We start from the raw sequence: 22,932 nt of genomic DNA, 5'->3' as shown, positions 1-22,932 counted from the left end.
GGTCGGGCTCGCGGGTGTAACGCCGCCCGCGACGGTCCGATAAACAGGTCGGCTCCGCGCAGTTGCCAGACCCCCGACCCGGCAACTGCGCGGTGCCTCTTTGTGTGGAGTACCCGGTTCTTTGCGCAGGATGTGCGCTATGTCCGTGCTGTGCCGATCGCTGTCGGCAGGACCACTATCGTGATGGGGGCTCGCATCGGTGCGAGTCCACAATTCAATCGAACGGGGAGGACGGTTCGTGACGAGCCAGCCGAGCACCGGAGGACGCGGCCCACATGCTGGTGGCGAAGTCGGATGGCGCCAGCTCCTCGGGGCGGAGCGACCTCCGGAATCGGACCGGTCGGTCGCATGGAGCGGCGACGCGCAGCCCACGCAGCCCCTACAAGCTACTCCGCGCAGGCCCGCGCCCCCGGCACCCCGTCGCGCGTCCGCGCGGCGTCCGATCTCCACCCCGCCGCCGAAGCGCTTGGACAGCGCGCTCGTGCGCCGGGTGGGTATCGCGGTCGGCGCCGTATTGGCGGTCGCGGGGCTCGGCTACGTGGTCGACCTGATGCTTTCCTCGGGTGAGGTACCGCGCGGCACCGTCGTCGCGGGTGTCGACGTGGGCGGCATGGACACCTCCGCCGCCGACGCCCGCCTGCGCGCCGAACTCGACCCGAGGGCGGCCAGGGAGCTGCCGCTGCGCATCGGCGACGTGCAGACCCGCATGGTGCCGAGCGCCGCCGGGCTGGCCGTGGACTGGGACGCCACCTGGTCGCGGATCGGCTCGCAGCCGCTCAACCCGTTCACCCGGCTCGCCTCCGTCTTCACCACGCGCGAGGTGTCGATCGTCAGCGCGATCGACGAACCGGCGCTGGATCGTCAGCTCACCGAGTTGCGGGTGTACGACCGGGCCTCGGTCGACGGCACCATCACCTTCGACAAGGCCGTACCCGTTGCGGTGCCTCCCGTTCCGGGCCGGGTCCTCGACATCGCCGCCGCGCGTACGGAATTGGCCGACCGGTGGATCACCGGGACTACGGTGGACCTGCCCGTTGTCCCCGCGCCGTTGCAGGTGCGTCCGGAGGCGGTGGACAAAGCCCTGCGCGAGATCGCTCAGCCCGCTGTGCGGACGCCGATCGCGTTCGCGGGCAAAGGCGGTGCGGGGCGGCTCGACCCCCAGCAGATCGCGTCCGTCCTGGCCTTCGGGCCGGACGGGCAGGGCGGTCTCGCCGTCTCGGTGAATCAGGACGCCGCGATCGGTCTGCTCGCGCCGCAGCTGGCCAGCACCGAAGTCGAGCCGAAGGACGCGACTTTCGCGGTGTCCGGCGGCAAGCCGTCGGTCGTTCCCGCCGTGGTCGGAGACAAGATCAACTGGCCGAAGACTTTCGAACAGTTCACCGCGCTGCTGACCGCACCGGGCGAGCGGACCGCGCAGGTGGTCTACGAGCGGATCGAACCGAAACTGACCACCGAGGCCGCGCAGGGCCTCGGCGTGATCGAGACCGTCGGATCGTTCACCACCAGCGGGTTCAGCGGTCCCTCCGGCGTCAATATCCGCACCGTGGCCAGGAAGGTCGACGGCGCGATCGTGAAGCCGGGAGACACGTTCTCGCTCAACGATTTCACCGGCCCGCGCGGTACCGCCGAGGGATATGTCGAATCCGGCATCATCGACCACGGCCGTCCCAGCACCGCGGTCGGCGGCGGCATCAGCCAGTTCGCCACCACGCTCTACAACGCGGCGTATTTCGCCGGTCTCGAGGACGCGGGCCACACCGAGCACAGCTACTACATCTCCCGTTACCCCGCCGCCCGCGAAGCCACCGTCTTCGACGGCGCGATCGACCTGAAATTCCGGAACAACACCCAGACCGGCATCTACATCGAGACGTTCGCGACCGACTCCGACATCACCGTCCGCCTGTGGGGGACCAAGACGGTCGACGTCGAATCCATCACGGGTGAGAAGACCAAACCGACCGAACCCACCACCGTCACCTTGCCCAAGGGCAAGGACTGCATCGCTTCCGAAGGCGCCCCCGGCTTCACCATCTCCGACACCCGCGTCATCACCGACCGCAAAACCGGCCGCGAAGTCTCCCGCAAGACCCGCACGGTGAAGTACGACCCGATCCCGGTGGTGAAGTGCGAGTGAGCGAACAGCCGCTCAGCCACGATTAGCGAGTCCGTCCTCTCACGCCTCGAACAGGACGGATTCCGGCTTCCTCACAACGGCGTCCGCATCAGCAGAACGTTGTACTGGGTGTGCTGGGTGACCAGGAAGTAGAGATCGCGGCCGGTCTGGTAAGGGAAGATCATGGGTGCGTAGGCGGTGGGAAGGGAACGGGCGTCGATGAGGACGCGGGGTTCGCTCCACGGCCCTTCGGGAGCGGGCGCGGTGCGCAGGACGACGTTGTTGGCCGGATCGGTGGTCGACATGACGTACTGCCCCAGGTATTCGTTCCACATCACCGACAGTTCGGCGACGCCACCGACGATCGGGGCCGCGGTCTTGGCGTCGGTGGGCTTCCACTCCTTGCCGTCCCAGTATTCGTAGGCATCGATATTCGCGATATCGGATTCCTTCGCGCGGGAGACGAATCCGGGATTGTCGCGTCCCGCGGGCGTGCCGTAGCGGTAGACGTAGCCGCCCGCTTTCAGGAAGGCGTTCTGCTGGAAGTTCTCGTGGCCGTCGACGTTGGCGCGGCGCGTGTGGGTGAGCTGCGTCCAGGTGCTGCCGCCGTCACCGGAGGAGGCCAGGGTGGAGAAGTTGGTGTGCCACTTCCCGTGATCACCCCATTCGCGCACCGACATCATGCTCATGTACTGCACTCCGCCCACCGAGATGCCCGCCGTGGGGATGAGGCTGATCTCGATGCCGGGAATCTTCGGGCTGGGCAACGGGTTCGGGACCACATCGTCGAAGACGATGCCCGCGGCCGGGTCGTGGGTGGAGCTGCGGAACAGCACGTTGCTGGTCCAGGCCCAGATGCTGCCCGCGAGGAGGTTGGGTACGCCGATGCCGGCGCTGTCGCCGAAGGCGGTGATCATCCGGCCGTTGCCGTCGTCCCACATGATGCCGAGGTCGGTGCCGAGCACGTTGACGCTCTGCGTGCGATTCGGGCTGTCCATGCCCGTGACCTGGTAAACCGCTTCGGTAGGCCCGGGCAGCTCGGGCAGGCCGTGAATGCCGTTGAGCGCCGGGATGGGGATGACGTTGTTCGGGTCGGCTCCGGCGGGCGCGGCCGCGGCCAGCGCGAGGATCGCGGCGAGCGCGCCGGTTCGGGCGAGGGCGGACAGCGATCGGGTCATGCTTGGTCATTCTGCCCGCCGGCCGCCCCGCTGTCGCCTACATCGACGCGTGTGCTCCGCGCGTTCGGCCGATCGTCACCAGCCGGTAGAGCCACCACGGCCGTTCCGGGAGTTCGGGGCTGTAGACCCGCATGCTCATCGAGCGGATCCGGCGCGTGGCTAGGTCACGCACCTGCAAGCTGCGGCGGGGGATGTCCGCGGCGCGCACTTCGGTGGTCCACATACGGTCCCAATCGGGGGAGCGGCGGCAGCGTTCGGCGATCTGCTCCACGCGCTCGCGCGGGGCGAGCGGGGAAAGAATGCGGAAGGCGTCGACGAGCAGGTGCGCCTCCACGGCCCACTCCACCATCACCCGCCGAGCCGCCGCGTCGAGGAACATCCACTCCAGTACGTTTCCCCGGGCGACCGCCCCCGGGAAGGCGCGTTCGTAGGCGGAGTTGGCCTCCACCAGATCCTGCGTCGGCATCCGCTGGTAGCAGGCCGGGTCGGGGAGGCTGTGCAGGTCGGCACGGTCGTCCGGAGTCGGCGCGTCGGGACCGGGGCCGTAGGCGGCCGTGAAAAAGCTCGGCAAGGTCAGCACGACGATGTGCTTGCGGTACCAGATCGGCACCTCGAGCGCGTCGAACAACTGCTGGAGCAAGGCGTGATCAGGTGCCACCGCGCCTGTTTCGACCTGTTCCAGCACCGCTTCGGTAAGGCCGGCGCGCTGGGCGAGATGGGCGGCCGGGAGCCCCGCGGCGAGGCGTCGTTCGCGCAGATAAGCGCCGATGCCAGTTGCGTTGCGCGTCACCTCGGGCACCTCTGCCGACAATTCTCGTGTCGAACCGTGTGAAGAGGGAGGTTCCTGCTGCCCCCCGGGAGCACGCAATCTACCGGAGAGGATCGGCGTCGAGCGGTGATCGAACGTCACGAAACGACAAATCTAGACGACAACGGCCCGGAGATGATCTCCGGGCCGTTGTGCCGTATCGCGGAGCGTCAGAACGCGGCTTCGTCCAGCTCCATGATGTCGTTGTCCAGGTTGGACAGCACCGCGCGGGTGGCGGTCAGCTCCGGCAGGACGTTGCGGGCGAAGAACTGCGCGACCGCGATCTTGCCGTTGTAGAACGCCTCGTCCGCGCCGGTCGCGCCGTTGTCGAGGGCCGCGATGGCGACCTCGGCCTGACGCAGCAGCTGCCAGCCGATCAGCAGGTCGCCGACGGAGAGCAGGAAGCGCACCGAACCGAGGCCGACCTTGTACAGCTCGCTCGGCTGCTCCTGGGCGCCCATCAGGTGGCCGGTGAGCGTGGCGGCCATGGCCTGCACGTCCTCCAGCGCGGTGGCCAGCAGCTTGCGCTCGCCCTTCAGGCGGCCGTTGCCCGCCTCGGCGTCGATGAACTTCTGCACCTGACCGGCCACGTGGGCCAGTGCGACGCCACGGTCGCGGGCGATCTTGCGGAAGAAGAAGTCCTGCGCCTGGATGGCGGTGGTGCCTTCGTAGAGCGAGTCGATCTTCGCGTCGCGGATGTACTGCTCGATCGGGTAGTCCTGCAGGAAGCCGGAACCACCGAGGGTCTGCAGCGACTCGGTCAGGTACTGGTAGGCCCGCTCCGAGCCGACACCCTTGACGATCGGCAGCAGCAGGTCGTTGACTCGCGCGGCCAGATCCGCGTCGGCGCCGGAAACCAGCTGGGCCACATCGGCGTTCTGGTGGGCGGCGGTGTAGAGGTACACCGCGCGCAGGCCCTCGGCGTACGCCTTCTGGGTGGCCAGCGAACGACGGACGTCCGGGTGGTGGGTGATGGACACGCGGGGCGCGGCCTTGTCGGTCATCTTGGTCAGGTCGGCGCCCTGGACCCGCTCCTTGGCGTAGTCCCGCGCGTTCAGGTAACCGGTCGACAGGGTCGCGATGGCCTTGGTGCCCACCATCATCCGAGCGTGCTCGATGACATCGAACATCTGCGCGATGCCGTTGTGCACCTCGCCGACCAGCCAGCCCTTGGCCGGGATGCCGTGGCCACCGAAGGTGACCTCACAGGTGGCCGAGACCTTCAGGCCCATCTTGTGCTCGACATTGGTGACGAAGACGCCGTTGCGCTCGCCCAGCTCGCCGGTCTCGTGGTCGAAGTGGAACTTCGGCACGAAGAACAGCGACAGGCCCTTGGTGCCCGGTCCGGCGCCCTCGGGGCGGGCCAGCACCAAGTGCATGATGTTCGGGAACAGGTCATCGGAGTCGGCGGAGGTGATGAACCGCTTGACGCCCTCGATGTGCCAGGAGCCGTCCTCCTGCTTGATCGCCTTGGTCCGGCCCGCGCCGACGTCGGAACCGGCATCGGGCTCGGTCAGCACCATGGTGGCGCCCCAGCCCTGCTCGGCGGCGATCTTCGCCCAGCCCTTCTGCTCTTCGGTGGCGTTGTTGTAGAAGATGTTCGCGAAGCCGGGGCCCGCGGCGTACATGAAGGCGGCGGGCTGCGCGCCCAGGATCAGCTCGGCGACGGCCCAGTAGGCCGCGCGCGGGATCGGCAGGCCGCCCAGCTCCTCGGCGATGCCCAGCCGGTCCCAGCCGCCGTCCTGCAGGGTGCGGTAGCTCTTCTTGAAGGACTCGGGCAGCGCGACGGTGTGGGTCGCGGGATCGAAGACCGGCGGGTTGCGGTCGGCATCGGCGAACGATTCACCGAGCGGACCCTCGGCGAGGCGCCGCACCTCGTTGAGCATCTCCTTCACGGTGTCCGTGTCGAGATCGCCGTAGGCGCCACTGTCCAGGATCGACCCGAGGCCGAGGACCTCGAAGAGGTTGAACTCCAGGTCGCGGACGTTGCTCTTGTAGTGACCCATTGTCAGTACTCACTCTCCGTTGAGTTGGTGCGGTCGGTATGGTTGCCGTTCCCGCCCGTTGTTCGCTCCACCGGGGTAGTCGTGCCGGTTTTCCGCATGCTACTCGCGGGTAACTTATGTGCCATATTACCGGCCGGTAATGAATGCGCAAAGAGCTGAGCAGGCAATGTGACGAGTTTTACAGTGTTTGATTTGCCGCGCCTTCGCGCGGCGTGTTCGCGGCCCCTTCTTGGCTCGCGTCCGAGCGACCGTCGCTTGCTCCTTCGTCGCCTACGCGGCGGCCACTCGGACGCGAGCCGGGCCGCGAACGGCGCATGCTCGGTCTCGCTTCGCTCGAAACCGGGAGTTGAGGTGCGCCGGGCGCGTGCGGATCAGATCTCGGGACTCGGTGCGCACATGGTGGGTCGAGTCGAGAGGGGGGGTACTGCCTCGTTATCGCGGGCCGGGGAGTGACGCCGCGGCCTCCCCGGTGTCGAGGAACCGGCGGGGCAGAATGAGCACGATGCTGATCGAGACGAGTGCCGGGCCGGCCGAGGTCGAGCTCGAACAGCCGCGCAGGCCCGCGTTCCTGCTGCTGCTCACGCATGGCGCGGGCGGTGGGGTGGAGGCGAAGGATCTGCTCGCGGTGCGGGATGCCGCGCTGCGGCTGGGGGGTGGGGTCGCGCGGGTGGTGCAGCCGTATCGGGTCGCTGGGCGGCGGGCGCCGGGGTCGGCGGTCAAGCAGGACGAGGCGTGGCTCGAGGTCGTCGCTCGGTTGCGTGGTCGCAAACGCATTCCGCTGATCCAAGGTGGGCGGAGCAATGGGGCGCGGGTCGCCTGTAGGACGGCGGTCGCGGCGCGGGCCCGCGGCGTGCTCGCGCTGTCGTTCCCGTTGCATCCGCCGGGCAAACCGGAGAACTCGCGCCGGGACGAGCTGCTCGCGCCGGGTGACATCGAAGTGGTGGTCGTCAACGGCGCCAACGATCCGTTCGGCATACCCGATCCCGCCGACGCCGCCGAAGTCCGCGTCATCCCGGGCCAGCCGCACGCCTTCCGCGCGGGCTTCGACCTGATCGCCGAGACTGTGACCCCCTGGCTGGAGCGCTGGTCCTGAACCTTTAGTCGGCCGGCCGGGTGGCGACGACCAGGGCGTCGATGGCGTCGCCGGTTTCGGTCGGCCGGTAGACGCGGTCGGCGATGCGCACCCGAATTCGCCCTGCCGCCGCCATGGGACCGAGGTCGGCGACGATGTCGTCGGGCGTGAACAGGATGGAAGGGTCCTGCGGACCACCGCAGCCGTCGGTGATGTTGGTGGTGTCGTGGCCGAGCACGAGCAGGGTGCCTTCCGGAGCCAGCAGTCCGGCCGCCTTGCGGACCAGCGCGCCGCGCTGCTCGGCGGGCAAGTGCAGGAAGACCATCAAGACCAGCTCGAACGGCCCGGTGATCTCCGCCTCGTCCAGGTCGGTGACGTCGGCGCACTGCCAGCTGATGCGGTGGCGCACCGAGCGGGACAGGCGCGAGGCCACGGTGCGGCCTTTGTCGATGCCCACCTGGGAGTAGTCGACGGCATGCACCTGCCAGCCGTGCGTGGCGAGCCAGAGGGCGTTGCGGCCCTCACCGCACGCCAGATCGAGGGCGCGGGGGAACTCCGGCGCCTCCCCCTCGGGTGTGGCGGCCTGGAGTGGCGCACGGCGTTCCAACCCGTAGACGTGTTCCACCACGGTGTTGTTCGGCGGTGCGCCCCAGACCAATTCCGTTTGCGCGTAGCGCTCATCCCAGTCGGCCGCATCCATATTCCGAGTCTATTGATCGCGCGGCCCGTGCCCCCGAGGGTTGCTCGAGTCAGTCCGATACCTGCGAGAGCCAATGCACCGGCGTGGTCTCGCGCACGTGGATCAGCACGTCGAACGCGGCGGCGAGCGAGGAGAGCCGGATGTTCGCGGTGGCGTCGGCGGCCGGGTCGTAGACGCCGCTGATGGTGCGCAGTTTCGCCGGGCCGGTCAGCCAGTCACGCACCGGTTCCGGCGCCGCTGCGCCCAGGTCCAGGTAGAAGGCGGGCAGCTCTACCTCACCCAGTGCGGCATCGACCAGGTCCGGCGACGGGGCGGGCGCCACGGCCATACCGAGGTCGCCGTGATGGAACCCGATGCCGACGGACACGTATCCATTGCCCAGGTGATCACGCAAATGACTTCCGGCACCGCGGAATTCGGCCGTGTCGTAGACGATCGGAAGGCTGGTCGTGTGCGCGAGCCCGTCCCAGTAGACGATCTTGGCGCCGGTCGAGCGCTGCCGGTGCAGCACCGTCTCGGCCGAGGGCCGTTCGTCACGGGCGAACCCTTGACTCGCGACGCTGGACCGGTGGAAGTCGAGGATCAGACGGGCATGGGCGAGTGCGGTGGCGCGCTCACTCGTTTCCGGCAACTCGGCCAGCAGCGCGAGGGCGTCTTCGGCGTGCTCGGCGAACGGGCGGCCCGGGTGGATGCCCTGGTGGCGCTGAACGTGCTCATCGACCTGATGGGCGGTGCGGATCGGCGCGAGGTGCGCGTCGATCGCGGCGAACCGGTCGGGAGCCGCACGGCGCACGTAGTCGAGCACCGCGTCGTAGTCGCTCGACTCGGCGCGGGGCGGTTCGACGCCGAAGATCCGCACCGGGTCTTCCGGATGCGCCAGGTTCCATGCGCGGATCCAGCGCAGTGTGGCCACCGATTCCTCGGTTCGCCACGGGCGCCAGGCGCCGGCGAGCACCGTTTCCGGATCGCTCTCGCCCGCGGTGACGAACCGGTCCCAGCGGGCACCGGAACGCGCGCTGTCCTGAATCGCCAACGCGCGGAAGCCATGCCGTTCGACCAGTCCGCGGAACAACCGCTCACGCACACCGAAGGTCTGCCGGGAGAACCGCGTGGACTCGCCCAGACCCACCACCGTGGCGGCGCCGAGCCGAGCGATCAGAGCGTCGAGATCCGAACCGGAGGAGCTGGGGTCGGAACTATCGATCGCGACGGCGTTGCCGCGCAGCCAAGCGCGGACGTCGACGGTGGTGCTGAGCATGATGCCTCCCGGAAGGTGAACGATCCAACGCGAAGCAGCCTCGTACATGAACCATTATTGAGGTCAAGCCTCGCACCGGATCGCCGGTCCGCGAGCTACAGCGTCGTGCGCATCAGCACGACGTTGTACTGGCTGTGCACCGTCGTCAGGAAGTACAGATCGCGCCCGGTCTGGTACGGGAAGATCGCGGGTGCGTAGGCGGTGGGCAATTCGCGGGTATCGATCAGCACTTCGGGATCGCTCCACGGGCCGGCCGGGGCGGGCGCGCGCCGCATCACCACGGAGTTGAATTGGTCGGTGGTGAGCGAGATGTACTGCCCGAGATAGGAGTTGTACATCACCGAGAGTTCGCCGACGCCCCACATGATCGGCGCGGCGGCGTCCACGTCGTTCTTTCGCCAGGCGCCGCCGTCCCAATATTCGTATTCGGCGAGGTTCCCGATGTCCTGCGCGTGTACGCGCGCGACGTGAGCGGTGTGGTTGCGCCCGGATCGGGTGCCGTATTCGTAGATGTATCCGCCGTCGGCGAGGAAGGCGTTCATCTGGAAGTTGGCGTTTCCGCCCTCGTTGTTGCGCCGTGTTTCCGGCAGTTCGGCCCAGTTCTCGCCGTTGTCCCCGGAGGTGGCGAGGCCGGAGAAATTGGTGCTCCACTGACCGACGTCGTCCCAGGTCCGCACCGACATCAGGCTCATGTACTGCACGCCGTTGACCGAGATGCCCGCGGTGGGAATCCGGCTGATCTCCAGGAACGGGATCTTCGGGCTCGGGATCAGATCGCGCGCCTGGCCGAATATGTCGCGTACCGCGCTGTCGAAGAAGATGCCGTCGGCCGGATTCGTGGTGTGGCTGCGCAGCAGGATATTGCTGCGCCAGGCCCACATGCTGCCCGCGAGCAGATTCGGGAAGCCGACGCCGGCGGTGTCGCCGAACGCGGTGAGCATTTCGCCGTGCCCGTTGTCCCACATGATGCCGAGATCGGTGCCGAGGACGTTATAGGTCTGGGTGTTGTTCGGGCTGGCCATGCCGGTCACCTGAAACACCGCTTTGGTGCGGCCGAGCAGGTTCGGCAATCCGGTCGTGCCGTTGAGTACCGGAATCGGATTGATGGCGTTCGGGTTGGCGATGGCGGGGGTGGTCGCCGTGAAGAGCAGGGCCGAGACACCCGCCAGCGCCGAGAGTAGGAAGGATGCGGTCTTGATCACTGTCTGTGAGCCCTCCGGTTTCTTCCCGAGAGCGGTGCGAACCATGGACGTCCCGCGATACACAGACCCTTCGCAGCGTGCCGCGCACCACTAGTCGACTGGCTGGCAAATCGTGCAAATGGTAGCAGCGGAACCAGTCGGCCGGAGGCTTCTGGCGAATTTACAGCTATCTATCGAGGGCTTTGCGGAGAATCAGTGGCAGTTGGGCCGCGCGCTCGATGGCAAAGGTTCGCCGGGGGGATGCTTGCCACGACTTATCGAACAGCCGCTTGGCGGAGGCGACCGCATGCGGTGACCGAGTCGCGATCCGGTCGGCCAGTTTCCCGGCCTCCGCGACCGGGTCCGCGGTCAGCTCGGTGACCAAACCGATCTTCGCGGCGTAGGCGGCATCCACGGTGTCCGCGGTCATCGTGAGCAGGAGGGCTTTGTCGATGCCGATCAGCCTGGACAGTGTTGCCGCCCCGGTCATGTCCGGGACCAGGCCGTGCTTGGTCTCCATGACGGAGAACTCGGCGTCGGGGGTGGCGAAACGGACGTCCGCGGCGAGCGCGAGCTGGAGTCCGCCGCCGAAGCAGCGCCCGTGCACCGCGGCGATCACCGGCACGGGCAGGCGGCGCCAAGCCCAGCACGCCTCTTGGAAGGCGTTGGTGCCCCGCCAGGGCAGCGGAACGAAGTTCCGGATGATTGCTAGAGGATCGCTAGTCGCCGCCGCGATGTCCAGGCCGCTGCTGAAGCTGGGGCCGTTCCCGGACAGGATGACCGCCCGCACCTCGCTGCGACGGGCCACCAGCTTCGCGCTGGCAACCAGCTCGCGAAGCATGTCTATGGTCAGGCCGTTGTGCTTGTCCGGCCGGTCGAGCGTGACGTACGCGCGGTGGTCGTCGAACCGCACTGCGATGTTGCTGCCCATCCTCCGATCTTACTCACCGGTCAGTTATTGCCGCCCGCGCTGTTGCCCGCGCGCTCGGGCTCTGTTCTAATCGAACTCGAATTACCGTCAATGTTGACGGTAATGGAGCGGAGGACGCATGCTGCCAGCCGGAATGGACCCGAGGACGCCGGTGCTCGTCGGCGCCGGGCAGGTCGTACACCGACCGGGTGAGCCGGGTCTGCCCGGACCGGTCGAACTCGCCGCGGAGTCCCTGCGCCGCGCGGGCGCCGACAGCGGCGTCGGTGACCGTCTGCTGCGCTCGGCCGACTTGATCGCCGCCGTCGCCCCGGTCAGCCGCCCCTACGGCGATCTGGGCGCGCTCGTCGCCGCCGCTCTCGGCGCCGCTCCGAGGCGGACCGTGCAGTCGGTGCGTTTCGGCGGCGACGCACCGCAGCGGCTGCTCAACACGGTCGCGCAGGCCATCGCCGACGGCCGCTCGGACGTCGCGTTGCTCACCGGGTCCGAAGCGGTGTACTCCGGGAACACGGCCACCCGCACCGGCACGGCGGTGGACTGGCCGGAGCAGCCGGAGGACGTGGGTCCCGACGAGGTCATCGGCTCCGATCGCGGGCCGAACTCGGACATGGAAACCGCCGCGGGCCTGTGGGGTCCGGTGTACTTCTACGCGCTCATGGAGACGGCGCTACGCCACCGCCTCGGGTCGAGTGAAGTCGCGCACCGCGAGCGGATCGGCGCACTGTGGTCGCGGCTGTCGGAGATCGCGGCGCGCAATCCGTACGCGTGGCAGCCGACCGTGCGTACCGCCGCCGGCCTCGTGACACCCGCGCCCGACAACCGGATGGTGTCGACGCCGTACCCCAAGCTGATGATCGCGAACCTCACCGTCGATCTGGGCGCCGGGCTCATCCTGTGCAGCGCGGCGGCGGCCGACGCCGCCGGTGTGCCCCGGGACCGGTGGGTGTTCCCGCACGCGGGCGCCACCGCGACCGACGAGTGGTTCGTCTCCGAGCGCGCGGACATGTCCCGGTCACCCGCCATCGCCGCGGCGGGGAAAGCGGCGCTGGGCGCCGCGGGGATCGGGATAGACGATGTCGCGCACATCGACCTCTACTCCTGTTTCCCGGTCGCGGTGCAGATCGCCGCCGAGGAACTCGGCCTGCCGATCGACGATCCGTCCCGGCCGCTGTCGGTCACCGGCGGTCTCACCTTCGCGGGCGGGCCGGGCAACAACTACACGACGCATTCGATCGCGACGCTGTCCGGCATGCTGCGCGCGGACCCGGGCGCCTACGGCCTGGCGACGGCACTCGGCTGGTACAGCACCAAGCACGGCGTCGGCGTGTATTCGGCCAAGCCGCCCGAGCGGCTGTTCCGTGCGATCGAGGCCGAGGTGCCCGCGGCGCGGCGCGAACCGGCGCCCGGGTACACCGGTCCCGCCTCGGTCGAGGCGTATACCGTCGCCTATCGCAAGGGCCCGGCACCGGACCGCGCCGACGAGCCGGAAGCCGTTGTGGTGAGCGCACTGACACCCGAGGGGACCCGCATACTGGTCCGGGCGTCGGATGCCGACACCCTCGCGGCGTTCACCGCGGGCGATCCGCTCGGCGCGGACGCCGAGATCGCCGCGGACACCTGCACCCTGCTCACCGAGAGGAGCGCCCGATGACGGATCCCGTCCTTATCGAGCGGCGCGACGCGATCACCGTGCTGACGGTCAACCGTCCCGAAGCACGCAACGCGATCAACCTGGCCGCCGCGCAGGCCATCGAGGCCGCCGTCGACGAGTTCGAAGCCGACGACGCCGCGCGCGTGCTCGTGCTCACCGGTGCGGGCGCAACCTTCAGCGCCGGAATGGATCTCGTCGCCGCGTCGAAAGGCGAGATGCCGATGACGCAACGCCGCGGCCCGCTCGGCATCACGGCGAGGCCCCCGGCCAAGCCGATGATCTCCGCGGTCGAAGGTTTCGCGCTGGCGGGTGGTTTCGAGCTGGCGCTCGCGGGCGATCTCATCGTCGCCGCGCGCGACGCGCAGTTCGGCATCCCCGAGGTCAAGCGCGGTCTGGTGGCCGCGGGCGGTGGCGTGCTTCGCCTGACCCAGCGGCTGCCGCGCAGCACCGCCGCCGAACTCGCGCTCACCGGCGGCCGTATCGGCGCCGAGCGGCTCCACCAGCTCGGCTTGGTCAATCGGGTCACCGAGCCGGGGGCGGCGCTGTCGGTCGCGCTCGAGCTCGCGGCCGAGATCGCCGCCGCCGCTCCGCTCGCGGTGGCCGCGAGCAAGCGCATCATCGACGAGTCGCCGGATTGGACGGTCGCCGAGGCGTTCGCGAAGCAGGGCGAGATCGCCCTGCCCGCACTGTTGTCCAAGGACGCCGCCGAGGGGGCGCTGGCGTTCGCGCAGAAGCGCGAGCCGCGGTGGCAGGGCCGCTGACGGGCGCGGGACACGTCCGGCAGCCGCAGGCGCAGCGCAGGGAGCGCATGCGCACGCGGCTGCTGGACGCGGCGGTGGAGAGCCTAGTCGAGGTCGGTTACGCGGGCACCACCACGCTCGAGGTGCAGAAACGGGCGGATGTGCCGCGGGGGACGTTGCAGCATTACTTCCCCACCCGGGCCGACCTGCTCGCCGGTGCCGTGGAGCACGTGGCGCGACGTCGATTCGACCAGCTGACAAGCGAATTCGAGGCTATTCCGGATGGCGCGGACCGGCTGGAGACGGCCGTCGAGCTGACCATGCGGATGCTCAGCGGCCCGTCGTTCTGGGCGGCGCTGGAGATGTGGGTCGGCGCGCGGACCGATCCGGAACTGCGAGCGGCGTTCCTGCCGCTGGAGGTCCAGCTGTTCGAACTGATGCACACCAGCATCCGCGACAGCTTCCGGCGCGAATTCCCGGACGATCCCCGGGTTCCGACGATCACCGAGTTCACCATCGAGATCATGACCGGCCAGGCCTTGCGCGTGCTGCTCACCGGCGACCTGTCCCGCAACCGGCTGCTCCGGCACCGATGGGGGAACGCCGTGCGCGTCCTGCTCGGCACGGCGGCCGCGGACACGTTGCTGGATCCGCCCGCGGACCGAACCGGCCGGGCGCCTACCGCACGCGGGTGATCGTCTCGAGCAGGACCTGTGCGCAGCCGGCCGGGTCGTCGAAGAACGGCGTGTGCCCACTGCCGTGCAGCGTGACGTGCTCGGCGTTCGGCAGCACGCTGCGCGCCTTGCGGCTCTGCGTCGCGTAGGTGAGCAGGATGTCGCGGCTGCCCCAGGCGATCGTCACCGGAATGTCGGCGAGCGTGCCGATTTCGGGCAGCCGGACGTCGGTGAACGAGGCGAGCGCCTCGTCGAATCCGGCCGAGTCCGCGGCGCCGAGGGCGGTCTCCAGCGCCACCTTCGCATCCAGCGCCCATGGCTTGCCGAAGACCAGCGAGAGGAACACGGTGCGGCCCGCGGCGGTGCTCATCACGGACGGCAGTGCGGGACGCAGCCTGCGCGCGAGTGCCCGTGACTTGCCCAGCGACTGCTGGCACCACACCCGGCCCGCGGTGTCCCAGAACCCGATCGGCGAATAGGCGGTCACCGACCGAGCCAGCCCGCGTGCGCCCAGTTCCAGTGTGATCAGCCCGCCCATCGAATTGCCGGCGAGGTGCGGGCGATCGATCCCCTGCGCGGCGAGGAACTCGGCGAGCGCCTCGGTCAGGTTGGGCACCGTGGTGTGCGCGAGCGGGTGCGTCGATCCACCGAAGCCGGGCAGGTCGACCGCGATGACCTCGTACGACGCGGCCAGTGTGTCGATGATCGGCTCCCACACCTGCCACCGGCTCCCGACGCCGTGTACCAGCACGAGTGGTTCGCCCGCGCCGACGCGATGATGGTGCAAGGTCGTCATGCGCCAACACTAACAGCAGTCACCTGTCATCAGATGGGATGTCGCGGGCGACCATCAGGGCTGGTCCGCGCCCCGCCGGTGGGGGTACGATAATTGGTATGGCAACGCGTAAGGTCACCCTTTCGCTGGACGAAGCCGCCTGGTCATTCGCGGAACAGGCGGCCGCCCGGGCGGGAATGTCGCCGTCGGCTTGGATTTCGAAGGCCGCGCGACGGGAGGCCGTGCGCACCGGTGTCGGTCCGGTATCGGATGTGACCGCCGAGGCCGCCGCGGACGCGGCCGAGCTGGCGGCCGCGGAGGAGGAGATGCGTGCGTCGGGGTGAACTGTGGATCTACAACCCGCATGGTTCGCCGCGCCGCCGAACGGTCGTGCTCATCAGCAGTGACGGCATCAACGAATCGCCGCGTCCCTGGCTGATCGCCGCCGAGGTCATCGAGGACGATCCGCAGGACATCCTCGCGGTTCCGGTCAAGGAACACGGCTGGGTGCATGCCGGGAACATCGGGCGGATCTTCCGCGGTTGGCTGGCCGAGCGGGTGGATGCGGTGGACAGCGACACCCTGGAGCGGCTCGACACCGCGTTGCGCGCGGCGATGGACCTCTGAGATCTCGCACGTAGCACGTTGAACGGCACCGTATCCCGTGTTGGCCGTGCAGACGACTACCGCTGGACGCCGCACGGCATTATGGTGGCCACGCCACCGACAGTGGTCAGTCGAGGAAGAGGAGTCAGGTGCGGATCTGCATGATCGCCGCGGCGCTGATCGCGCTGCCGGTGCTCGCGGCATGCGGCAGCGACAAGGACACGGCGGCGCCCACGGTGACGCAGGCCGATCTGTCCAAGTCGTTGCAGGACAAGGGCCTCAAGAACAAGCAGCTGGCCGATTGCGCCGCGAAGGTGTTCGTCGATCAGGGGATTTCGCAGGGCGGACTGCGAATCATGATCAGCGACGAGTACGACACCAAGGCTCCCGACCAGGAAACGCTGGGGATGAGCAAGGAGGACGCGGACAAGGCGCGCGCCGCCAGCGGTCGCATCGCGAGCGAGTGCATGTCGGCGGCCCAACCGCGCTGATCATCGGCGGTCGGAGACCGTTGTCACGGTGGGCGGATGCTTCGCGTAGCGATGCGGTAGGGCAGACCGTACGCTGTCGCTACGTCGACGCGGGTGTCGACCAGAAGCCGAGGGGCCGACCGTGTCACAGCCGCCTTTTCCGACGTCGCCGAATTCGCTGGGATCGCCGGTCATCACCCCGTCCGGTCGCTGGTTCGCGCTGGGTGGCGCGCTGATCGCCCTCGGCGTCATCGGCGGGATCGCCCTCGGTGCTTTCGGATTCCTGCAGACCTCGGGACGCATCGATGACTTCCAGCGGGTCGGGGTGCCCGGCTCGGGCGTGGTGAACCTCGCGGAGTCCGGCGGGTACACCGTGTACTTCGAGTACGCGGGGGCGTCGTCCGAGGGCGCCTCCGGCACAGTCGATCTGCGGGTGCTCGACCCGCGCGGTAAGCATGTGGAGCTGCGGAAGTACGACGCGAACGTCATCTATTCCTTCGGCAGCCATGAGGGGCGGGCCGGATTCTCCTTCGAGGCTGCCGAGCCGGGCGGTTATCGGGTGACCACGGCCGGTAGTTCCGAAGTGACGGTTGCCATCGGCCAAGGCCTCGGCTCTTCCTTCGTCGGCACGCTGCTCGGCGCGCTCGCCGTCGGTTTCGGTGGCATGGTGCTCGGCGTGCTCGTGATCGTGGTGGTGGCCGTCAAGCGAAGTGCGAGCAAGCGCAATGCCGCTGGGGGAGGGCTCGGGTACTGAACCCTCGGGTCGCCGCACCGCGGTTCGTGTCCTACAGCGCGACCGTCAGTTCGATGTGCGCGGCCGACCCCGCCTCCAGTCCCTCCGCGACGCGCACCGCTTTCTTCATGGGCAGGACATAGGTCGCCCGCGACTTGTCCGGGAACAGCGAAGTAGACCACCGGGTGCCGCCGACGACCACGTGCACTCGCACCGCGCCGAACCCGCCGGAGCGATGCGCGTAGCGCTCCTCGATCTCATCGGCCACGTCCTCGGGCAGCGACACGAAATGCCAGGCGGCATCGCCCGGAAATTCCCATACTTCCGCCGTGAACGAGTACCGCGAACCAGCCACGCCGCGACTGTAACGGCGGGCACCGACAGGGCCTCGCATCGACCGCGTGGGAGTTCCTACTTCCCGGACTTGCATGTACGTATATGTCTACTTATAGTTAGGCCAGCACGTGTACGTATACATCTACTTATATCTATGGGCGGCTCGAACCGCCCCTCGACGAAGGAGGCAGATGCCATGGGCATCTCCGATCTCACCTCGAAGTTGGTCGGCGACATCGGCGACAAGCGGCGGTGGCGGCAGTACAAGACGCGGGCGGGGCAGCTTCCCGCCGGTTATCGCACAGCGGTCGATGGTTTCGAGCGGTACCTGATGTACACCGGATCGGGAGGCGGCGTTTCCATGTTCGAGGACCTCGCCGAGCTGTTCGAGCGGAGCGCGGCCGACGGATCCCCGATACGCGAGGTCGTCGGGGCGGACCCCGTTGCGTTCATCGAGACGTTCGCACGGAACTACCAGGAAGATTCGTGGATCAACCGGGAACGGGCACGGTTGAACAGCGCCATCGAGCGCGCCGCCGGAGAAGGAAAGTAGGGGCGTTCGATGACGACACAGCAAGCTCCGGCGATCCATGTGCGAGGTCTGGAGAAGTCCTACGACAAACTGGAGGTGCTGCGCGGCGTCGATTTCGAAGTCGAGCGGGGCAGCATCTTCGCCCTGCTCGGCTCGAACGGAGCAGGCAAGACCACTGTCGTGAAAATCCTGTCCACGCTGCTGAGAGCCGACGCGGGGACAGCCAGGGTCAACGGCTTCGACGTCGCCACGCAACCGGGCGACGTGCGGGAATCCATCAGCCTCACAGGGCAGTTCGCCGCCGTCGACGAAATCCTCAGCGGGCGGGAGAATCTCGTGCTCATCGCCAAGCTGCGGCACCTGAAGAACGCGGAAACGGTGGCCGACGACCTGCTCGAGCGTTTCTCGCTGACCGACGCGGCCACACGGAAGGTGTCGACGTACTCCGGCGGCATGCGCCGCCGCCTGGACATCGCCATGAGTCTCATCGGGAACCCGCCGGTCATCTTCCTCGACGAGCCGACCACCGGGCTCGACCCTCAGGCGCGCGTCGAGGTGTGGCGGGCGGTGCAGGAACTCGCCGAGCACGGCACGACAGTGCTGCTCACGACGCAATATCTGGACGAGGCCGAACAACTCGCCGATCGGATCGCGATCCTGCACAAGGGCCGGATCATCGTCAACGGCACCCTGGCCGAACTCGAGCAGCTCCTCCCGCCGGCCGAGGTGGAATACGTCGAGAAGAAGCCGAGCCTGGAAGACGTCTTCTTCGCCCTGGTCGGCGACGAAGGCGACGAGGGCGCTCCAGACAGTGACCGCAGCGCGGTACGGACGAAGTAAGGAACAACGATGACCACGCATTTCTTCGCCGACACCACGCTGCTGCTCGGCCGATCCCTGCGCCACATCACGCGCAGCGTGGACACCATCATCACGACCACGATCATGCCGATCGCATTCATGCTGCTGTTCGTCTACGTCTTCGGCGGCGCGATCGACTCGGGGTCGGACTCCTACGTGCAGTACCTGCTGCCCGGCATCCTGCTCATCACCATCGCTTCGGGCATCTCCTACACCGCGTTCCGGCTCTTCCTGGATATGAAGAGCGGCATCTTCGAGCGATTCCAATCCATGCCCATCGCCCGGTCGTCGGTCCTGTGGGCGCACGTGCTGACCTCGCTGGTCGCCAACGTGATCTCGCTTGTGGTGGTCGTGCTCGTCGCCCTGCTCATGGGCTTCCGCTCAGGGGCCGGAATATCGGCCTGGCTCGCGGTCGCGGGCATCCTGATCCTGTTCACCCTCGCGCTGACCTGGATCGCGGTCATCCCCGGTCTGTCCGCGAAGACCCCGGACGGCGCGAGTGCCTTCTCCTACCCGCTGATCTTCCTGCCCTTCATCAGCTCGGCCTTCGTACCCACCGACACCATGCCCGGCCCGCTGCGAGCCTTCGCCGAACACCAGCCGGTGACCTCCATCATCGACGCCATTCGTAACCTGTTCACGCAGCAGCCCGTCGGCACCGACATCTGGATCGCCCTCGCCTGGTGCGTCGGCATCCTCATCGTCGCCTACCTCTTCGCCATGCACGCCTACCGCCGCAAGATTTCCTGAGCGGCATCGGCCGAGCCTGTCGTGAGCCGGCTCGGCCCCCTGGATGGGCTGCCGGGCCGGTCCGACGATCCGGGGCCGTCCGGCCCCGGCTCCGCTGCGGCCTGGAGGAGGGTCAGGGCGATGAGCACACTCAATGCCGGTGCCCAACCGCTTGTTCGGGTGTGCAGGATGCCGGGCCCGCAGCCACCCGCTCGGTAGCTCGACCGACGGACACGGGTCCGCATTTCGATCGCGCTGCGCGCAACCCGTGAGCACCCGGCCGTGGTGCGCGATCGTGAGCTGATGACGACCACCGAGGCGAAATCCACTACCGACTCCGAACTGGATGCGATCTTCGGCCCGATATTCGACCGGATCGCCCAGGGCGCCGTAGCGCGAGAAATCGATCGCACCCTGCCCTACGACGAGGTCGGCGAGCTGCGTGCGGCGAAATTCGGCGCGCTGCGCGTTCCGGTCGAGTCCGGCGGATACGGCGTCACCGTCCGGCAGCTGTTCCGGTTGCTCATCGAACTCGCCGCCGCCGAATCGAACCTGCCGCAGGCGCTGCGGGTGCACTTCTCGTTCGTCGAGGACCAACTGCTGGCCGACCAGGGGCCCGAGCGGGAACGTTGGTTGCGTGCGGTGGCCGAGGGCACGCTGGTGGGCAACGCGATCACCGAACCGGGCGTCGGCGCGGTGGACCGCTACCGCACCACACTCACCGAAGACGGCGGACGGTGGTTGCTCAACGGTGTGAAGTACTACAGCACGGGCTCGCTGTACGCGGACTACATCCTGGCCGCCGCCGATCGCGACGGTGAGCGCGTCGGCGTCCTGGTGGACGCGCACGCCGAGGGAGTGCGTCAGCACGACGACTGGGACGGCTTCGGCCAGCGGCTGACGGCCAGCGGCACCACCGAATTCACCGACGTGGTGGTGACCGAGGATCGAATTCTCGGTCCCGGCTACGGCGCGCCCGGCCCGACCTACGCGACCTCCTATCTGCAACTGGTCCAGCTCTCGGTGCTCGCGGGCATCGCCAAGCGCGCCGAGCGCGACATCCGGGAGTGGGTCGCGGCGCGCACCCGCGGCTACACGCACTCCACCGCCGACCTGCCCAGGCACGACCCGCTGGTGCAGCAGGTGATCGGGCGCCTCTCGGCGGCCGCGTTCGCCGCCGAAGCCAGTGTGCTCGCCGTCGCCGACGTGCTCGACGCGGTGCTCGCGGGCGGCGCGAAGGACGAGAGCGCCCTGGTGGCGGCCGAACTCGCCGCGGCCCGGGCTCAGCTGGCCGTCATCGACCTGGTGCTGCCCGCCACGTCGCTGCTGTTCGAAGTGGGCGGTGCTTCGGTGGTCGCCGAACGGCTGCGGTTGGATCGGCACTGGCGCAACGCCCGCACCATCTCGGTGCACAACCCCGCGATCCAGAAGGCGCGGGCCATTGGCGATCATCTGCTCAATGGCGCCGACCTGCCGTTCGCGTGGAGCGCGGGGGAGCGCACCGGGGGAGCGGCGCAGTGACCCGCCGCATCCGGTTCAACGCTTTCGACATGAACTGTGTCGCCCATCAGTCACCCGGGCTGTGGCGGCATCCCGACGACCAGTCGCACCGCTACAAAGAGCTGGGCTACTGGACCGAGCTGGCGAAGCTGCTGGAACGCGGCCGTTTCGACGGTATCTTCATCGCCGACGTGCTGGGCACCTATGACGTCTACGGCGGCAACGACATCGCCGCGTTGCGCCAAGGCGCGCAGATCCCGGTGGCCGACCCGCTGCTGCTGGTCTCCGCCATGGCAGCGGTGACCGAGCATCTCGGGTTCGGCATCACCACCGGCACCGGCTTCGAGCACCCGTACCCGTTCGCGCGGCGGTTGTCGACGCTCGACCATCTCACCGACGGCAGGCTCGGCTGGAATGTGGTGACCGGCTATCTGCCCTCGGCGGCACGCAACTTCGGCGCCGCCGACCAGCTCGATCACGACGAGCGCTACAACCAGGCCGACGAGTACCTCGAGGTGCTGTACAAGCTGTGGGAAGGCTCGTGGGAGGACGACGCGGTGGTCCGCGACGCGACCGCGGGCGTCTACGTCGACCCGGCCAAGGTGCACCACATCGGTCATCGCGGCACGCACTACACCGTGCCGGGCATCCATCTCTCGGAGCCGTCGCCGCAACGGACGCCGGTGATCTACCAGGCGGGAGCCTCGCCGCGCGGCGTGCGGTTCGCGGCGGAGAACGCGGAAGCCATCTTCATCGCCGGTCCATCGAAACGGGTGCTCGCGCAGACGGTCGCCCGGATCAGGGACGCGCTGGAAGCGGCAGGCCGGGCCCGGGACGCGGCGCGCGTCTACGCCCTCGCGACGATCATCACCGACGCGACCGACGAGGCGGCACGGCGCAAGCACGAGGAGTACCTGTCCTACGCGAGTGTCGAAGGCGGTTTGGTGTTCATGTCCGGCTGGATGGGCATCGACCTGTCCCGCTACGACCTCGACGACCCGATCGGCCAGGTGGAGAGCAACGCGATCCAGTCGGCGGTCGCGGCGTTCCAGGAGTTCGACGACGACGGCCGGGAGTGGACCGTCCGCGATATCGGCAAGTGGGCCGGGATCGGCGGCATGGGCCCGGTGTTCGTCGGCTCCGGGGAGACGGTCGCCGATCTGCTCCAGGAGTGGGCCGCCGAGACCGATCTGGACGGGTTCAACCTGGCCTACGCGATCACCCCGGGCTCGTTCGAAGACATTGTGCGGCATGTCGTTCCGGCGTTGACCGCGCGAGGCGCCTACACCGAGGAATACGTGCCGGGCACCCTGCGCAATGCGCTGTTCGGCGCGGGTGACCGGTTGCCCGCGGAACACCGCGGCGCGAGCTACCGGTTGGGTGGCGCAGGCTCGACCGCTTTGCCGGACGAGGTTTCGCGAGCGGGGGCAACGGCCGAGACGCACTCGTGACGTAGTCGGACGGCGCCGGAAGCCTCCCGGTCCGGCGCTGCCCGGCGACGCGATCAGACAGCGGCGAGGAATATCCCGGCTACCGCCTCCAGCCCCGCCCGATCGATGTCATCGAATCGGCCCGGCCGCGGACTGTCGAGATCGAAAACCCCGATCAGATCCCCGCCCCGGACCAGCGGCACGACGATTTCCGAACGCGTATCGGCATCACAGGCGATATGGCCGTCGAACGCGTGCACATCCGGCACGAGTTGGGTGGTCCTGGATTCGGCCGCGGTGCCGCACACGCCTTTTCCGAGCGCGATGCGCACGCATGCGGGCTTGCCCTGAAACGGGCCGACCACCAATTCCCGCCCGTCGTAGAAATAGAAACCCACCCAATTCACATCGGGTAGCGCGCGGAATACCAGCGCGGAGAGATTGGCGGCGTTCGCGATGCGGTCGGTCTCGCCCGCGACCAGCGCCTCGGCCTGCGCGGCGAGCTGTCGGTACTGCTCCGGGCGGTCTCCGGTCAGATCGGCGGCGACGAACGACATGGCCCGAATGGTACGCGCTCGGAATTCGCTGTCTGCCCATTCATTCTCGGTGATCGCAACACTCTGCCCGCACCCGGCGGGCATCGCATCA

Annotated in this window: 24 protein-coding genes; 14 read left to right on the top strand and 10 right to left on the bottom strand. The window is 68.4% G+C overall.

Features of this window, described 5'->3' with window-relative positions:
* Positions 1 to 466 precede the first annotated feature (466 nt).
* Positions 467 to 2,137, top strand: a complete 1,671-nt coding sequence (locus ON29_RS27965; RefSeq protein WP_245549140.1) for a VanW family protein — start codon at positions 467 to 469, stop codon at positions 2,135 to 2,137.
* A 71-nt stretch (positions 2,138 to 2,208) separates the two neighbouring features.
* Here the strand turns inward: ON29_RS27965 and ON29_RS27960 are convergent, their stop codons facing one another.
* From ON29_RS27960 to ON29_RS27950, 3 genes are all read right to left on the bottom strand, one after another.
* A complete protein-coding gene (locus ON29_RS27960) occupies positions 2,209 to 3,294 on the bottom strand; it encodes a glycoside hydrolase family 183 protein (RefSeq protein WP_040870831.1) in 1,086 nt (361 codons plus the stop codon).
* A 37-nt stretch (positions 3,295 to 3,331) separates the two neighbouring features.
* Positions 3,332 to 4,084: a helix-turn-helix domain-containing protein gene (locus tag ON29_RS27955; RefSeq protein WP_040870924.1), complete on the bottom strand. Its 753-nt coding sequence runs from the start codon at positions 4,082 to 4,084 to the stop codon at positions 3,332 to 3,334.
* A 188-nt stretch (positions 4,085 to 4,272) separates the two neighbouring features.
* A complete protein-coding gene (locus ON29_RS27950) occupies positions 4,273 to 6,108 on the bottom strand; it encodes an acyl-CoA dehydrogenase (RefSeq protein ID WP_040870830.1) in 1,836 nt (611 codons plus the stop codon).
* Between the two features lie 493 nt (positions 6,109 to 6,601).
* Between ON29_RS27950 and ON29_RS27945 the strand changes: the two genes are divergently transcribed.
* Positions 6,602 to 7,201: an alpha/beta hydrolase family protein gene (locus ON29_RS27945; protein ID WP_444543624.1), complete on the top strand. Its 600-nt coding sequence runs from the start codon at positions 6,602 to 6,604 to the stop codon at positions 7,199 to 7,201.
* Between the two features lie 4 nt (positions 7,202 to 7,205).
* On the opposite strand, the gene ON29_RS27940 is transcribed toward ON29_RS27945, so the two are convergent.
* From ON29_RS27940 to ON29_RS27925, 4 genes are all read right to left on the bottom strand, one after another.
* On the bottom strand, positions 7,206 to 7,880 hold the full coding sequence (locus ON29_RS27940; RefSeq protein ID WP_040870829.1) for a class I SAM-dependent methyltransferase: 675 nt from the start codon (positions 7,878 to 7,880) through the stop codon (positions 7,206 to 7,208).
* 49 nt (positions 7,881 to 7,929) lie between these two features.
* The gene (locus tag ON29_RS27935) at positions 7,930 to 9,138 is read right to left on the bottom strand and encodes an erythromycin esterase family protein (RefSeq protein WP_040870828.1); all 1,209 of its coding nucleotides are present in this window, start codon (positions 9,136 to 9,138) and stop codon (positions 7,930 to 7,932) included.
* A gap of 95 nt (positions 9,139 to 9,233) precedes the next feature.
* On the bottom strand, positions 9,234 to 10,340 hold the full coding sequence (locus ON29_RS27930) for a glycoside hydrolase family 183 protein (RefSeq protein WP_040870921.1): 1,107 nt from the start codon (positions 10,338 to 10,340) through the stop codon (positions 9,234 to 9,236).
* A 166-nt stretch (positions 10,341 to 10,506) separates the two neighbouring features.
* A complete protein-coding gene (locus ON29_RS27925) occupies positions 10,507 to 11,238 on the bottom strand; it encodes a crotonase/enoyl-CoA hydratase family protein (RefSeq protein ID WP_083864113.1) in 732 nt (243 codons plus the stop codon).
* Positions 11,239 to 11,368: 130 nt separating this feature from the next.
* Here ON29_RS27925 and ON29_RS27920 point away from each other — a divergent pair, with 130 nt between their 5' ends.
* Genes ON29_RS27920 through ON29_RS27910 form a run of 3 tightly spaced genes read left to right on the top strand, consistent with a single transcriptional unit; the run spans position 11,369 to position 14,333 of the window.
* Positions 11,369 to 12,898 carry a TLP1 C-terminal extension domain-containing protein gene (locus ON29_RS27920; protein WP_040870825.1) on the top strand — a complete coding sequence of 510 codons (1,530 nt, stop codon included), beginning with the start codon at positions 11,369 to 11,371 and terminating at the stop codon, positions 12,896 to 12,898.
* A complete protein-coding gene (locus ON29_RS27915; RefSeq protein ID WP_040870824.1) occupies positions 12,895 to 13,659 on the top strand; it encodes a crotonase/enoyl-CoA hydratase family protein in 765 nt (254 codons plus the stop codon). The genes ON29_RS27920 and ON29_RS27915 overlap by 4 nt, the downstream gene beginning before the upstream one ends.
* A complete protein-coding gene (locus tag ON29_RS27910) occupies positions 13,644 to 14,333 on the top strand; it encodes a TetR/AcrR family transcriptional regulator (RefSeq protein ID WP_040870822.1) in 690 nt (229 codons plus the stop codon). The genes ON29_RS27915 and ON29_RS27910 overlap by 16 nt, the downstream gene beginning before the upstream one ends.
* Here ON29_RS27910 and ON29_RS27905 read toward each other — a convergent pair.
* The gene (locus ON29_RS27905; RefSeq protein ID WP_040870820.1) at positions 14,317 to 15,108 is read right to left on the bottom strand and encodes an alpha/beta fold hydrolase; all 792 of its coding nucleotides are present in this window, start codon (positions 15,106 to 15,108) and stop codon (positions 14,317 to 14,319) included. The genes ON29_RS27910 and ON29_RS27905 overlap by 17 nt on opposite strands.
* Before the next feature lie 98 nt (positions 15,109 to 15,206).
* Between ON29_RS27905 and ON29_RS27900 the strand changes: the two genes are divergently transcribed.
* The 4 genes from ON29_RS27900 (at position 15,207) to ON29_RS27885 (ending at position 16,917) form a co-directional block, all read left to right on the top strand.
* Positions 15,207 to 15,431 carry a hypothetical protein gene (locus tag ON29_RS27900; protein WP_040870818.1) on the top strand — a complete coding sequence of 75 codons (225 nt, stop codon included), beginning with the start codon at positions 15,207 to 15,209 and terminating at the stop codon, positions 15,429 to 15,431.
* Positions 15,418 to 15,714 carry a hypothetical protein gene (locus tag ON29_RS27895; RefSeq protein WP_040870817.1) on the top strand — a complete coding sequence of 99 codons (297 nt, stop codon included), beginning with the start codon at positions 15,418 to 15,420 and terminating at the stop codon, positions 15,712 to 15,714. The genes ON29_RS27900 and ON29_RS27895 overlap by 14 nt, the downstream gene beginning before the upstream one ends.
* Before the next feature lie 140 nt (positions 15,715 to 15,854).
* Positions 15,855 to 16,184, top strand: a complete 330-nt coding sequence (locus tag ON29_RS27890) for a hypothetical protein (protein WP_245549138.1) — start codon at positions 15,855 to 15,857, stop codon at positions 16,182 to 16,184.
* Between the two features lie 121 nt (positions 16,185 to 16,305).
* Entirely contained in the window at positions 16,306 to 16,917 is a 612-nt protein-coding gene (locus ON29_RS27885; RefSeq protein WP_040870812.1) for a hypothetical protein, read from the top strand.
* A 31-nt stretch (positions 16,918 to 16,948) separates the two neighbouring features.
* Here ON29_RS27885 and ON29_RS27880 read toward each other — a convergent pair whose 3' ends face one another.
* Positions 16,949 to 17,251 carry a DUF1905 domain-containing protein gene (locus tag ON29_RS27880; RefSeq protein ID WP_040870811.1) on the bottom strand — a complete coding sequence of 101 codons (303 nt, stop codon included), beginning with the start codon at positions 17,249 to 17,251 and terminating at the stop codon, positions 16,949 to 16,951.
* Between the two features lie 177 nt (positions 17,252 to 17,428).
* Here ON29_RS27880 and ON29_RS27875 point away from each other — a divergent pair, with 177 nt between their 5' ends.
* The 5 genes from ON29_RS27875 (at position 17,429) to ON29_RS27855 (ending at position 22,305) form a co-directional block, all read left to right on the top strand.
* Positions 17,429 to 17,785: a DUF1048 domain-containing protein gene (locus tag ON29_RS27875; protein WP_040870810.1), complete on the top strand. Its 357-nt coding sequence runs from the start codon at positions 17,429 to 17,431 to the stop codon at positions 17,783 to 17,785.
* Between the two features lie 9 nt (positions 17,786 to 17,794).
* Positions 17,795 to 18,604, top strand: coding sequence for an ABC transporter ATP-binding protein (locus ON29_RS27870; RefSeq protein WP_040870809.1), 810 nt, complete (start codon positions 17,795 to 17,797; stop codon positions 18,602 to 18,604).
* Positions 18,605 to 18,613: 9 nt separating this feature from the next.
* On the top strand, positions 18,614 to 19,375 hold the full coding sequence (locus ON29_RS27865) for an ABC transporter permease (protein ID WP_040870808.1): 762 nt from the start codon (positions 18,614 to 18,616) through the stop codon (positions 19,373 to 19,375).
* Positions 19,376 to 19,657: 282 nt separating this feature from the next.
* A complete protein-coding gene (locus ON29_RS27860; RefSeq protein ID WP_040870919.1) occupies positions 19,658 to 20,875 on the top strand; it encodes an acyl-CoA dehydrogenase family protein in 1,218 nt (405 codons plus the stop codon).
* The gene (locus ON29_RS27855; protein ID WP_040870917.1) at positions 20,872 to 22,305 is read left to right on the top strand and encodes an LLM class flavin-dependent oxidoreductase; all 1,434 of its coding nucleotides are present in this window, start codon (positions 20,872 to 20,874) and stop codon (positions 22,303 to 22,305) included. Before ON29_RS27860 ends, ON29_RS27855 begins: the two co-directional genes overlap by 4 nt.
* Before the next feature lie 53 nt (positions 22,306 to 22,358).
* Here the strand turns inward: ON29_RS27855 and msrC are convergent, their stop codons facing one another.
* Entirely contained in the window at positions 22,359 to 22,841 is a 483-nt protein-coding gene (gene msrC, locus ON29_RS27850) for a free L-methionine (R)-S-oxide reductase MsrC (protein ID WP_040870807.1), read from the bottom strand.
* Positions 22,842 to 22,932: the final 91 nt, after the last annotated feature.

This window comes from Nocardia exalbida NBRC 100660 (genome assembly GCF_000308575.1).
GTDB classification, from domain to species: Bacteria; Actinomycetota; Actinomycetes; order Mycobacteriales; family Mycobacteriaceae; genus Nocardia; species Nocardia exalbida.
Note: the sequence above shows the minus strand (reverse complement) of the source record. Positions and strands in the feature narration are given on the sequence as shown.